At 51.3% G+C, this 14,228-nt stretch carries 8 protein-coding genes; all 8 read left to right on the top strand.

Annotated features, from left to right (window positions below; genetic code table 11):
* Positions 1–128: 128 nt before the first annotated feature.
* The 8 genes from ACFO1S_RS03175 (at position 129) to ACFO1S_RS03210 (ending at position 14,178) form a co-directional block, all read left to right on the top strand.
* On the top strand, positions 129–1,073 hold the full coding sequence (locus ACFO1S_RS03175) for a carbohydrate ABC transporter permease (protein WP_204600692.1): 945 nt from the start codon (positions 129–131) through the stop codon (positions 1,071–1,073).
* Between the two features lie 2 nt (positions 1,074–1,075).
* Positions 1,076–1,888, top strand: a complete 813-nt coding sequence (locus ACFO1S_RS03180; RefSeq protein ID WP_204600691.1) for a carbohydrate ABC transporter permease — start codon at positions 1,076–1,078, stop codon at positions 1,886–1,888.
* Between the two features lie 35 nt (positions 1,889–1,923).
* A complete protein-coding gene (locus ACFO1S_RS03185) occupies positions 1,924–4,290 on the top strand; it encodes a glycoside hydrolase family 65 protein (protein WP_204600690.1) in 2,367 nt (788 codons plus the stop codon).
* On the top strand, positions 4,274–4,948 hold the full coding sequence (pgmB, locus tag ACFO1S_RS03190; protein ID WP_378126223.1) for a beta-phosphoglucomutase: 675 nt from the start codon (positions 4,274–4,276) through the stop codon (positions 4,946–4,948). Before ACFO1S_RS03185 ends, pgmB begins: the two co-directional genes overlap by 17 nt.
* A 70-nt stretch (positions 4,949–5,018) precedes the next feature.
* Complete coding sequence (locus tag ACFO1S_RS03195) at positions 5,019–6,818, top strand: sensor histidine kinase (RefSeq protein WP_204600688.1); 1,800 nt, start codon at positions 5,019–5,021, stop codon at positions 6,816–6,818.
* A gap of 20 nt (positions 6,819–6,838) precedes the next feature.
* Complete coding sequence (locus tag ACFO1S_RS03200; RefSeq protein ID WP_378126290.1) at positions 6,839–8,458, top strand: response regulator; 1,620 nt, start codon at positions 6,839–6,841, stop codon at positions 8,456–8,458.
* Positions 8,459–8,567: 109 nt separating this feature from the next.
* Entirely contained in the window at positions 8,568–9,860 is a 1,293-nt protein-coding gene (locus tag ACFO1S_RS03205; protein ID WP_204600686.1) for an extracellular solute-binding protein, read from the top strand.
* Positions 9,861–10,074: 214 nt separating this feature from the next.
* The gene (locus ACFO1S_RS03210) at positions 10,075–14,178 is read left to right on the top strand and encodes an S-layer homology domain-containing protein (protein ID WP_204600685.1); all 4,104 of its coding nucleotides are present in this window, start codon (positions 10,075–10,077) and stop codon (positions 14,176–14,178) included.
* Positions 14,179–14,228 lie beyond the last annotated feature (50 nt).

Consider the following 14,228-nt stretch of genomic DNA (forward strand, 5'->3'; position numbering starts at 1 on the left):
CAGACGTCGGCTTTTCGATTTCTACAAGTAAAAATCCTCGGTTATTGTTAAATATCTTCCGTTCTAGGGAGATGCCCTTCCTTTTATGATAGAGACAGAAAAAGACACCGTAGGAGGGAAACAAGTCGATGAATGCAATACAAAGGAAAAAAGAAAAGGAAAAGGGAACGAGGGCGAGTCAGGGGTACATCTCCTTGGCCAGTTCACCTGTATTCGTAGGGTACCTGTTCGTAGCTCCAATCATCCTCTTGATGGCTTGCTGGTTCTACTATCCCCTGCTCCGCTCTTTTATTTACAGCTTTCAGGATATTAATTTCCTGAATCCGTCCGCAGCTCGGTTCATAGGGTTGGACAACTATAAGGCTATCCTGCAAGACTCGGATTTTTGGAACGCTTTCCGCAATTCGGCCTTGCTCACGGTGATCGCGGTTCCGGTTCAAACGATGCTCGCGCTCGTTATCGCCGTTGGTTTAAATAAAGGGATTCGAATGAAAGGGATGTTCCGGACTCTCTATTACATGCCGTATATCACTTCAACGATTGCCGTCACAACCGTCTTCATGTATCTGTTCATGCAGAAGGACGGCATAGCGACGCGGTTTTTCCATTTGTTCGGGCTGCAAGACGTATCCTGGTACGCCAGTGTCACTTACGCGCTGCCTTTTCTGATCATTTTAACCGTATGGACTTACGTCGGTTTTTTTGTAGTCGTATATCTCGGCGGGCTGCAGACAATTCCCGAGGACGTGTACGAGTCCAGTAAAGTGGACGGCGCCAACGCTTGGCAGCAGTTTTGGAAAATTACAGTGCCCATGCTGAAGCCGACGACCTTCCTTGTGTTAATGTCCGGCATCATTTACGTCATGCAAATATTCGATCAGCCCTATGCGTTGGCACGTAACGGATCTCTCGGAAGTCCGGCGGGAGCAACGAGCACGATCGTCGTCTACTTCTACAGCCAAGCCTTCAGCTATAATCGCGCAGGGTACGGAAGCGCCGCGGCATTTATTATTTTCGCTTTTATCGTCATCGCTACTTTGATACAGAAGCGGTTTACGCGGGAGGACATATAGAGATGGAAAACGGAAAAAACAAATGGGTGCGATATACGTTGCTTGCGCTGTGCTCGCTCGTTTTCGCAGTCCCTTTTGGCTACGCGCTGTACACCTCCTTATTATCTAAAACGGATATCGATAAGCTCGTTCCGATTTACCGTCTTACGTTTGCCAATTACTCCGACATTCTGCTTAACTCCGATATTCTGACATGGTACAAAAACTCCATTATCGTTACGCTTGGGATTCTGATTGGCAATTTATTCATCAATACAACAGCCGCCTACTCGCTTGCGCGTCTTCGATATCCGGGCAAAAGTCTTATCTTCTTCCTCATTATCGGGATGATGATGATCCCTTATCAGGTGACGATTATCCCTATGTATTCCATGATCGTTAAGCTGGGGTGGCTTAATTCCTACCAAGGTCTGATCATACCGTTCCTGTTCCAAGGTTTTCTGGTTTTCCTGATGCGTCAGTTTTTCCTCACTATTCCCAAGGAGCTAGAGGAAGCGGCGGAAGTCGACGGCGTGACCAAGATCGGCACGTTTTTCCGGATCATTCTCCCGCTATCGAAAGGGGCGATCGGCACGCAGATTATTTTCAGTTATACGGGGACATGGAATTCGTTCGTTTGGCCGGTGACGCTTGTTAACGATAGCCGAATGTATGTGCTGACCGTAGGCTTGAATACTTTGAAAAACCGTTATTTCGAGTGGCCGAACTTGACGATGACGGGGGTCGTTCTTCTAACGATTCCGATCATTATCGTTTTTCTGATCTTCCAACGCCATCTGGTACAGGGCATTGCGACGACTGGGCTTAAAGGGTAATCGCGAGAGAAAGCGAGATAAGGAGAGGAATCATCATGATCGACTATTCGACCGGTCAAGGAGAATGGACTCATTGGATTTTGGAGGAGACCGTATTCGATGAGCGAAATTTGGCCAAGTTCGAGACCATTTTCGCGCAAGGCAACGGCTATTTGGGGGTGCGCGCATGCACGGAGGAGTCTTATCCTGGGCAAACGAGAAACTGCTTCGTCGCGGGGACGTTTAACCGATTCGATGACCGGGAAGTGACGGAGCTGCCGAATACTCCGGATTTCATAGCGCTGAATCTCGTACTGAACGGGGAACCGTTTCATTTGGAAAGAGGAACAATCTTGGCGTATAGCCGTCGGTTCAATCTGAAGAATGGGGAGATGATCCGCCAAGTCGTCTGGGAGAGCGCGAAGAAAGAGCAATATGAATTGGTGTTTCGCCGATTCGTTTCCATGCAAGATAGGCATCTGATCGGCATGAGGCTGGAAATTACGCCGTTGTCGGGAAAGACGGATGTCGCCATGCGATCCGGCATTGACGGCAGGATGACGAACTCGGGGGCGCAGCATTTTCACGAAGGAGACAAAAGGATAGCGGACGGAGTTCATCTGCAAATGACCGCAGCGACGACCGAATCGAAAATCGATTTTGTCTTCAATTGCACGCACCGCTTCTGGAAGGACGGAAGATTAGTCTCTCCGATCAATAAGCCTTCCATAGAGCGCCGATATTTGGGGACTGAGATGAAGGTATCGCTGCAAGAAAGCGAGAAGCTCGTGTTCGAGAAAACGTGCAGCATCCATACGAGCCGCGATATTGACAATACATGCGGGGACTTGGGGCGACTAAAGGAAGCTTCTCTTTCGGAGCTGATCCGTTACGCGGAGCTAGGTTACGAAGCTCTCTTGACCGAGAGCGCACGGGTATGGGAAGAGAAATGGGCAGCCGTTCCGATCAAGGTGACTACGGACCGCGGCTTCGACCAGCTAGCCATTCGGTTTGCTCAGTATCATCTAACGATTATGACACCTTCGCACGATAGCCGAATCTCCGTAGGGGCGAAAGGGCTAACCGGAGAAGGCTATAAAGGTCATGTGTTCTGGGATACGGAGATTTTCATTATGCCTTATTTCTTATTCACGGACCCTGAGGCTGCAAGTAAGCTGTTGGAATACCGGTACTGTACGCTTGACGGCGCTAGGCTCAACGCCAAGAGACGCGGATTCCGCGGAGCCATGTATCCGTGGGAGTCTGCCGGCACGGGGGAAGAAGAGACTCCCGAATGGGGACCGGTCGACGTCGTTAGCGGAACGCCTACCCGGATTTGGACGGGCTTGATCGAGCAGCACATTACGAGCGACGTGGCTTATGGCGTATGGCAATATTACCGGACGACGGGCGACCGCGACTTTATGGTCCGCTGCGGATACGAAATCATCATGGAGACCGCGAATTTCTGGGCAAGCCGAGTCGAATGGGATCAACCCAGCGGTCGTTATTATATTCAAGATGTCATCGGGCCCGATGAATACAAGGAGCATGTGAACAATAACGCATATACGAACTATATGGCGAATTGGAACCTCAGGACGGCGATTCGTTGCCACGAAGAGCTGCTGCATGCCGACAAGGAGGCCTGGACGAAGTTAAACGAGCGGATGAGAATCCAGGAAGCTTCCGAAGAGTGGGCGGAAAAAGCGGAGCGGATTTATTTGCCTCAGCCGCGTTCTATCGATGACGTCATCCCTCAAGACGATACGTACTTGCACAAGGAGCGCATTGATCTTGGCAAATATCGGAATCAAGCTCATGTCGGCCTGATTCTGGAGGACTACAACATGGATCAGATCAGCCAGATTCAGGTGTCTAAGCAGGCGGATCTTCTCGTCTTATTCTATCTGCTTGAGAATCAATTTACGAAGAAGGTCAAACGAGCGAACTGGAGCTATTACGAGCCGTTAACCGTACATGACTCGTCGCTCAGCTTGTCCACGCATTGCATCCTCGCTTGCGATGTGGAGGAAGACGAGCTTGCGTATCGCATGTTCGAACAGGCGGCCCGCATTGATTTGGGGCCGAATATGAAATCGTCCGATCAGGGCATTCATTCGGCCTCGATCGGCGGCATTTGGAAATCCGTCGTATTCGGTTTCGGCGGCGTCCGTTCTTTGGACGGGCTGCTCCGAATCGACCCTCGTCTGCCTGCGGCTTGGGAGGCATTGGAGTTCCCGCTTTATTGGCAGGGAGATAAGCTAAAGGTTCGGATCGACAAGAAGCGTCTGCAAATTACGAACGGGACGAATCGGAACGAGTCGCTGTCCCTGCATGTCAGAGGTCGCCTCCATACGTTTAAGCAAACATTGGACTTGGAGCTTGTCGAAGGGGGTGCATCGGTTGAACAAGCGAATTAAAGCATTCGTGTTCGACTTGGACGGCGTCATTACGGACTCCGCGGAGCTGCATTATCAAGCTTGGAGCAGGATTGCAAGCGAACAGGGCATTCCTTTCGATAGAGATTACAACGAGCTGCTCAAAGGGATATCGCGGATGGAGTCGCTGGAGAAGATATTGGAACGAAAGCCGGATGCGTGTTTTACCGCTTCGGACAAAGAAGCGTTGGCAGCCCGCAAGAACGATTACTACAAGGAACTAATCGGCACGATCGGTCCGCAAGCGCTGCTTGCGGGGATTGAAACGCTGCTGAAGGATATCGTTGGAGCGGGTATCGGAATTGCGCTCGCTTCGGCGAGTCGTAACGCGCCGACCATCATTGAAAGATTGGGGATAGGGCATTTTTTTCAAGTCATCGTAGACCCCGCCGATATTCCGCATGGAAAGCCCTACCCGGATATTTATCTTCGGGCAGCCTCCGAGCTTAGGGTTTCCCCTAAGGAGTGTGTAGGCGTAGAGGATGCCGAGGCGGGCGTGCAAGCGATCAAGCGAGCCGGCATGTTCGCAATCGGAATCGGTTCCAGCGAGGTGCTGCACGAGGCCGATTACATTGTACCGGACAGTTCTTTCCTTCAACTACAAGACATCCTCGATAGAATAGACAATCAAAAAGATTGAGCGCGGCCTCTTTCCATCCTACAATAGGAGCAGCATAAGCTCGATTAAGCACCCTGGGGAGTACGATGCGATGAAGAGAGTTAAGGACTGGAGTATTCGTCAGAAGCTGTTTTCGACCTACGTGCTCCTCATCGTTTTGCCGATAGGCATTATTAATTTCGTTTCTTACACGCTTTTCATGTCCTCATTCGAAAATAGAATCGTCAATTCTTTCAAGGATTTGAATCAGCAGATCATATCCAACAGCGACACATTTCTCAAAAACATGCTGAAAATATCGGAGAAGCCCTATTACGACCAACAGCTTGTCGACATTCTGGCAAAGGATTATTCGACCATGGAGTACGGGATGTTCGAGCGCAGCCAGGATTACCGGTATGTAAACGATACGTTCTTCAAGGATCTATTCATGTTCAACAATGATATCGACTCCCTGGTTATTTATCCGCAGACGGGCAACTACGTATACCGCAGAGGCTACGAGGTCATCTTCAACTATGATTATTCTCCGGAGAATGAGGCGTGGTATAAGCGAATCCTTAATCGCGGGGGAGCTCCGGTCGTCATCGGGCTGCATATGGAGAAGCAGGTCAGTTCGCCCGTAAAAAACGTCGTATCCATAGGGAGAGTCATCGTAGATTCCAATTCCTATCGTAAGCTTGGCGTATTCGTAATCAATTTGAAAAGCGATGCGCTAAGCAGCTTGTATAAAGGACTTAAATTCAGTTCCGATGTCGAGCAGGTCATCGTGGACGAGAACGACACGGTGTTATTCTCGACGAAAAAGAGCGAAATCGGCAATTCCTTCGATTCGGTGTTAATGCGCTACGATCCGAAGCTTTCCGCGACTGCCCAAGGGACGGAGGGCGGAAACGGGGACTACTATATCGTTAGCGATTCATCGTCCATAAGCGGTTGGAAGTTCTACAGCATTATTCATAAACGAAGTCTGTTCAGCGAAGCGAATCAAATTCGAAGACTAGCCTTGTATACGCTTATCCCGCTAACGGTAACCGCTTTCATCGCGGCCTATATGTTATCGCGGAGAATTTCAACGCCTATCCTCAGCTTGAGCAGGAAGATGCAACGAGTAGAGTTAGGAGAATTCGACGTGACGGCTGTTTCGGACAGCCAGGACGAGATCGGTCGTTTGGGACGCGCCTTCAACAAAATGACAAGGGAAATCAAGACCTTGATCGGTCAGATTAAAGACGAGGAGCACAAGAAACGCAACGCGGAGCTTAACGCGCTGCAGAACCAAATAAACCCTCATTTTATGTACAACACTTTAACGATGATCAAGTGGATGTCCCAGGCGCAAAGGGCCGATAACATCACAGAGGTATTGGATGCCTTAATTCGAATACTGACATTTTCTACAAGGAACACGGAAGAGTATGTCACAATCGAAGAGGAAATGACTTTCATCCGCTACTATATGCAGCTGTTGCAATTGCGCTATTACCATGCGTTCGAATTCGAATGCCGCATATCCGATGAAGTTCTTTCTTACAGGACTTTGAAGTTTATCGTGCAGCCATTCGTTGAAAACTCCGTGTTCCACGGATTTATCGAGGAGACGAGACATTACAAGCTAACCATCGACGTGGAGCGGGTAGATAACGCGATCTTGTTCACCATTCGGGACGATGGCGTCGGTATGCAGAAGGAGCGAATGCAGCAGCTGCTCCATCATGTGGAGGAAGGCTCGGAAAAAATCAACTCTATCGGAATCTCTAACGTTTTTAAGCGGATTCAGATGCACTTCGGAACGGATTACGGGGTCGAAATCCGCAGTGAATGGAAATCGGGCACTACCGTGTTAATCAGGGTTCCTGTTATAGCTTCGGAACTTAAGCAGATGGAATAGGGGTGAGGCGAGTGAAGATAATGGTCGTAGATGACGAGAATTTCGTACGGATGAATTTCAAGTCGTTCATGGATTGGGAAGGACATGGATATCAATTGGTCGGCGAAGCCCGTAACGGACAGGAAGCGATCGATAAGATGGCGGAATTGAAGCCGGATATCGTATTCCTGGACATTCGGATGCCGGTTATGGACGGACTGGAAGTGCTGCGTCATTTGAAAACCCATTCGGATCCGAGCAAGGTCATTATTCTAAGCAGCTATAATGAATTTGAATACGTTCGCGAAGCGATGCTGCTCGGAGCCGTCGACTATATTCACAAACCCAGCCTTTATCCAGCGCTTGTCTTCGAGACGTTGAATCGCGTACGCGGCCTTGCCCTTGAGGAACGTAAACAATCGGATCAAATCGAGCATTTGCGTCGTAACGAAGAGCGAAGTAAACCGGAATTGAAGGCGTTGTTTTGTAAAGGGTGGATCGAGGGCTCCGTCAGGCACGAATGGGAGATCGAGCGGAAAACGAAGCAATTAGGAATCGATCTTAAGCAACCTAATGTCTGCTGCATGCTCTTATTTATCGATAACTTCGAGATGGTCCAGAAACGGTATGCCAAACCGCTCGATCATTTGGTCGGGTTTTCGGTCACCAATATTTTGAGCGAAATTTTTCGAAAGTTTGATCAATTGGAATTTTTCCAAGTGAGCGGCAATCAATTCGCCATCCTAAAATCATATGACAAGCTTCGCAGTTTGAATGACGTGTTCGAGAAGCAGTGGCATTTGATCAGGACGATTCGAACGGCGCTTAAGCAATTTATGAACATTGGCGTCAGCTTCAGCGTGAGCGCGCTGCATAACCAATTGCTCAAAGTGCCTGCAGCGTACGAAGAGGCGTTTCGGGCGTCGGAGGATTTGTTTTTCGAAGCCGAAGCGAGCGTTGTGTTCTACGAGACAGTACATCGGAGGAAGGTTGCGAACCACGAACGCAATTATGAGGAGCTCGTTAAGCAGATTCGAACGAAAACGGAAGCGGCAAATTGGGAGGAGGCTGATGCCTGCCTTCGCCTCTTGTACGAGACGATCGGGAAAAACCGCGATATAAGCAAAAGAGAGACGCTGGATCTAAGCGTTAGCTTGCATTATTCGCTTATGGAAATGTACTCGGAGGCGGATAGAGATGCAAATGGCAGCGGCCTTCCCACTATCGAGGATATTATGGGAGCGGACAATCTGGCGCGAGTCAGACAGCTTTTGGCTAATGAACTGGCGTACATTCGCAGCAAACGGCAGGAAACGGGAATTTCGACGAATTTGAAAATCCAGAAGGTGCTGGCATATATTCATAAATATTATGATCACGATTTGACCTTAGAGGAGTTGGCCCATCATGTCGGCCTGAATAGCAGCTATTTAAGTCGGCTGTTCAAAGAGCAGACCTCGATAATGCTGATTCCCTACATTAACCAGTATCGAGTGAAGAAATCGCTCGACGACTTGCTCGACGGCAAGCTCAAAACCTACGAGATTGCGGAGAAAGTAGGATTTAATAGCGCGGATAACTATTATATCGCTTTCAAAAAAGTATACGGCCAACCTCCAAACGAATATCGAAAAGCAATATTGGAAGGAACGGGTAAGTAAAAATCGTCGATAGAATGTAAAGATCCACGATTTTTCAGTTCTCGCTTATTCCATATGATTGAAGTACGCCGAATGCAGGCGAATATATCTGACATAAGGGGTACGAAAGATGAAGAAGAAGTCATGGTTTAGTCTGCTTAGCGCCGTCCTGCTTGTGACGCTTGTCTCTGCTTGCGGAACAAACTCGAACTCGAATTCAACCAAGGATCAGGGATCCTCCCCATCGGCTTCCACCGCGCCGTCTCCGTCTCAAGAGGAGAAGAAAGATCCTGTCGAAGTGACTATGGCTTATTGGGCCAACGCCTCCGAGCAGAAAAACTTCGAATTTATGGTGAATGGTCTAGAGCGGCAATATCCCGAAATCAAAGTCGTTATGCAGCAATATCCGACCAGCGATGAATTTTGGAAAGCCGTTCCTGCTGCAATCGCAGCGGGCGTAGGTCCGGACATTATTGCCATGTCGGATGAAGGAAATTACGAGTATATCGCCAAAGGCGTTCTTGAGCCTCTTGATGAATGGATCCCTCAAGCCGGTTTCGATAAGAGCCGAATTGCTGCCTCCCTTTACAAAGGATGGACGGACAACGGCAAGCTGTACGGCATTCCTTACGACTCGTCTACTTCGATGTTATCCATCAACAAGGCGTTGTTCGATAAATCGGGCATTACGAAGTACCCGGAGACGATGGATGAGCTGGTTGAGCTGGCTAAAGCGATGACGAAGGATGGAATGAAAGGGATCGTCGGCAGCATTGATCCGTTCCACATTACGCAGTACGTACATGCGTTTGGCGGGGATTGGAACTTCGGCAAGACCATCAACTCGCCGGAAAACATCAAAGGCGTGCAATTTTTCACGGATCTATTCCTGAAAGAGAAAGTGGCTATCGCGCCGATTGAAGTAGGCGCGCCATGGGACGGCGAAGTGTTCGCCAAGGAAAAAGGAGCGATGTCGACAGGCGGTCCTTGGTACGTCGGATACCTGAAGGAAGCTAATCCGAACTTGCAATTGATTGCATTGCCGATGCCTAAAGGCACCGTGGATGCTCAAAGCGCATACTCGCACGGATTGTCCATTCTGAAAGGCAGTAAGAATAAGCTTGAAGCGATGAAGGTAATCAATTACGCTTTGCGCGACGAAGCGCAGTTGAACGCGATCGAAGGCGTCGGTTATTCCCCTGCCGTATCCGCCTTGTTGCCGAAATATTTAGAGCAGTATCCAGAGCTCAAGCCGGTGTTCGACAACATGGAGAAGGCCGGAATGCCGTTCGCGTATCCGCAAGAGACGAAGATGTTCAATGCGGATCTCGTTAAGGGCGTCGAAGAGATCATTTTCAAAGGCGGCAAAAAAACGGTAGAAGAGCTGCTGAACGAGCTGCAAAAGAATTACGGACAGAAGTAGCCGATAGCTTGGAAGCTAAAGCCCGATGGACGACACGTTGCTCAACGTGTCGTCCATCGGGCTTAATAACGTTCCGGCCCGGTGAGTATCCCCGACGGATCGTAATTATCCTCTGTGCAGTGTCCTTTAATCTCACCCCAAAAGGGGGATAGGCTTTCAGCCTATATTATGGTTATATTAAACTAGATTTTTTATGTTTATTGGGGGGACTGAAATGAGGAAGCTGCTTATCCGCCAGGGGTTTACCCTGCTGCTCGCCATCATCGTAATTACGACTGCGGCGTTACCTTTCGGCACAGAAAACAAAGCGTTCGCATCCGCATGCGATGGCGTAACGCCCGGAACCACTGCCGATTGTCCCACTATGATTTATGACGCTCCCGGGTTGAACGCGATGCGGTCTAATCTGGAGGGTCATTATGCGCTCGGCACGGATATCGATTTGTTCGCTTATTTAAGCCCGGGAGGCGCCGGATACAATGGCGGGGACGGCTGGGAGCCGGTTGGGGCCGGAGGCGGCGATCAATTTGCCTTCAGAGGTACTTTTAACGGCAACGGCCATACGGTCTCCAATTTGAAAATCAATAGAAGTGCAGGCACAGTCGGATTATTCGGCGCGATTTCAAGAGCTACTATTCGAGATATAGGTTTGATCAATGTCGATATTTTGGGAACCGGAGCCAGTAGCGACGTCGGCGGTTTGGTTGGATATCTTAATGGCTCGACACTTGAAAACGCTTATGTCACCGGAACCGTGAAAGGTGCCGATAATGTCGGCGGAATGGTTGGATACGCCATTGGGGTCCCGTCAGCGCCAGGCGAAATTCGCACTTCTTACGCTTCAGCTCAGGTAAACGGAACAGGAAGCGGATATGTCGGAGGACTTGTCGGTCTTGCGCAAGGCGACAGCTTCAACGTAAGCTCATCCTACTACAATAAAGACTTGGCCGGCGACACTTCCCCGATTGGCTCTTCTTTAACGACACCACAAATGAAATCTGCCGCCAGTTTCAACTCGTGGGACTTCTCCGCGCAAGGACAGTGGGCCATACTGGAGGGCATGACATTTCCGATTCACCGTACAACGCTGGAGCAAATCTCATTGGACGAACTGACTCTCAACGACGGAGCCGTCGCATACACACCGGCATTTAACGCGAGCGCCTCGACCTATTCAAGCCGGGTAACGGGCGAAGTCGACAGCGTAACCGTGTCCGTATATTCCAACAGCAGCCGCATGAGTGTTTCAATCAACGGCGATGCTACCGACTCGAAAGCCGTTTCTCTGGTTCCAGGCGATAACAGTATCGTCATCACGGCTTCGACCGACGTTGCCGTGCCCGGAGCCGCAACGAATCCGTTCACCGCGAGCTATACGCTTCAGATCATTCGCGAAGACGGAGTCCATTATCCCCATCGCATCGCGACCGCCTCCCAGCTGGCGGAGATCGGAACCGCCCACTACGAATTAAGCGACAGCTACGAGCTGATGAACGATCTGGATCTGGCCGGTCGGAGCTGGAATCCGATCGGTGACGGAGCTCATCCGTTTACGGGGACATTCGAGGGCAACAAGCATGCCATCTGCAACTTGACCGTTTCCGGCTCGAACGACGATGCCGGGTTGTTCGCGGCGTCTTCGGGCATTATCCGCAATATTGGCCTGGAGAACGCGTCAATAACGGGTGGCAGCCGAGTCGGCGGCTTAGTCGGCAGCAACTCGGGAACTCTCTCGAACGTTTATGTGAAGGGCCATGTTGCCGGTAACGAGCAGGTAGGCGGACTAGTCGGGTTAAACAGCGGAGCGGCAAACGTGGCGTACACCTATGCCGCAGGGCTCGTAAACGGCGGGGATCATACAGGAGGGCTGATCGGAGAGAACACCGGCAGCGCAGCGACCCATTCCTATTGGGACACCGAAGCTGGAGGGCTCGTGGTTTCCGCTGGCGGCGCAGGGAAAACGACCGCGGACATGCAGCTTGCAGCTACGTATAGCGGCTGGGATTTTGCCGGTACCTGGGCGATGATGAACGGGACATCGTATCCGATGTTTATCCGTCATTTCGACGCCGTGAAGCTTCAAGCCTTGGGCGCAACCTCGACGGACGGCGTCTTGTCCTGGAGCCCTGCTGTCTTCGGAGCAGCTCAGGGCGCATACGATTTATTGGCGGACCGGTATATCAAATCCGTCAATATTACCGCCAGTCCCGCAGATTCCCATACGACGGTAACGATTGGAGCGGCGGAGTCGGCGTCGGCGCAAGTGACTGTGAAACCCGGCGCCAATGACATCTTGATCGCAACGACGGGTATAAACGGCATGCCGGATGGCGCGTACCGGCTGACGATCGAGGTTCCCGCTCCCGAGATGACCGGCCTTGGCACACCGCCCGTCCGGTATTACGGCATCGGCGATGCGCTGACCTTCACCGTGAGCTACGAAGGAGACATCGATGTCGTAAACACCCCGGCAGTTCCTCTTACGATCGGTGACGGGGCCGACGCAACAACGGTTTACGCAGCCTACGCCGGGCAACCCGTCGGCGAGCGGAACAAGCTGCTCTTCACGTATATCGTGCAGGAAGGTCTTGTCCATTCGAACGACATTGCTATCGGCAGGCACATCCAATTGCCGAATGGCGCGGCAATCCATGCGGCGGAGACGACCGTTGCGGCTTCGCTTGCTTTGCCGGCTGCGACAACTACCGGCATTCTCATCGATTCCGTAAGACCGGAAATTACGTTGTCCCAGCAGCCTGCGAGCACGGTAACGACCAACGGTCCCGTGACGGTAACGGCAGCCATAGACGGCACGGGAAGCGGTATAGCCGGGACCAAGTGGGCGGAAGGAACGAGAACCGCCGATTATTTTGCGACAGGCGGCCATTCGCTTGCCGGGGACAGCTTTCAGGCAACCGCTAACGGAACGTACTCGGTTTACGCGATAGACGAGGCGGGCAATGAAGCCGTGGCGCAGCTTACGATTTCGAATATTCGCAGCCCTTCAAGCGGCTCGGGGAGCACGGGTTCTGCCGCTGAACCCTCTATCCCTTCGAAGGGTCCGAAAATGATGATCGATTCCGGCGGCGGTATTACGCTATGGATGGATTCTTCATTTATCGTCAAGGAGAAGCTTAACGACGGCACGATCGTCGAGCATGTCGCGTTGACCGATGCTATCCTCGGGCAAGTGCAGGAATTGCTCGGGAAAGCGCGAAAACCGTTCGTCACCGTCGTGGTTGACGACTCCGCGCAGGCCGACCAGGTGCAGTTTTCCTGGGCCGCCCTCGACAAAGTGAAGAGCGCCTATCCGAATACCGTATTCAGGATCGTGTTGAATGATTCCAGCTATGAACTTCCGGTGAACGCGCTGAATCCGAAGCCGCAAACGAAGCTTGTGAATGTCTTCATCGCCAAAGTGGCCGGACAAGAGAAGGAACGGCTGGAGCAAGCCGCGAACAAAGCCGGACTTAGGCTGATCGGAGATGCGGTGGATTATAAAGTGACTGTGTCGGCCGACGGACAAACGGCGGAAGTGCGGGACTTTGGCGGAACGTACATGATTCGGGGGATCGTGCTGGACAAGGCGATATCGGGAGAACGCATGACCGCCGTTCTGTACGACCCCGCAACGCGGACGTTTTCCTTTGTTCCGGCAGTGACCGGGGCAAGGGCGGACGGCAAAACGGAAATATCGATCAAGGTGCCGCACAACAGCATCTATGCCATTCTGGAATCGGACCGCAGATCGTTTGCCGATCTGAGCGGTCACTGGGCGAAAGCCGACGTGGAGCTGCTGGCGTCAAAGCTGATCGCAAGCGGGGTATCCGATACGAAATTCGCGCCGGACAGCCCGATCACAAGAGCCGAGTTCACGGCTTTGCTGGTCCGCGCATTAGGATTGCAAATCGAGCAAACTATCGAGGGCGCCACCTTCGACGATGTTGCAAAGGAAGATTGGTTCGCGCCGGTCATTGAAGCGGGGGTCAGATCCGGCTTGGCTAAGGGATTGTCCAAGAACGAATTCGCACCCGGCTCCCGCATAACGAGAGAACAGATGGCCGTTATGTTCAGCAATGCGCTTGCGTTTCTGGGCCATCCTGAAATGAACGGAGATCGCATTCCGATCGTTCTGGGCAAGTTCGGCGACCGCGCCGATATCTCCGCGTGGGCCAAATCGGCGATTGCTCAAGCCGTAGCCGCAGGGATCATCCTCGGAAGCACAGAGGACGCAATCTCGCCTTCCGATAACGCGACCAGAGCGCAAGCCGTTGTGATGCTGAGGCGATTCCTGCAATATGTCGAGTTTATGGACTAAAACGGAACATAAGCCGGCGCAGTAAGCGCAAAGGGCAGTACAGAAGACAT

This window comes from Cohnella boryungensis, from assembly GCF_042651945.1.
Classification (GTDB): Bacteria; Bacillota; Bacilli; order Paenibacillales; family Paenibacillaceae; genus Cohnella; species Cohnella boryungensis.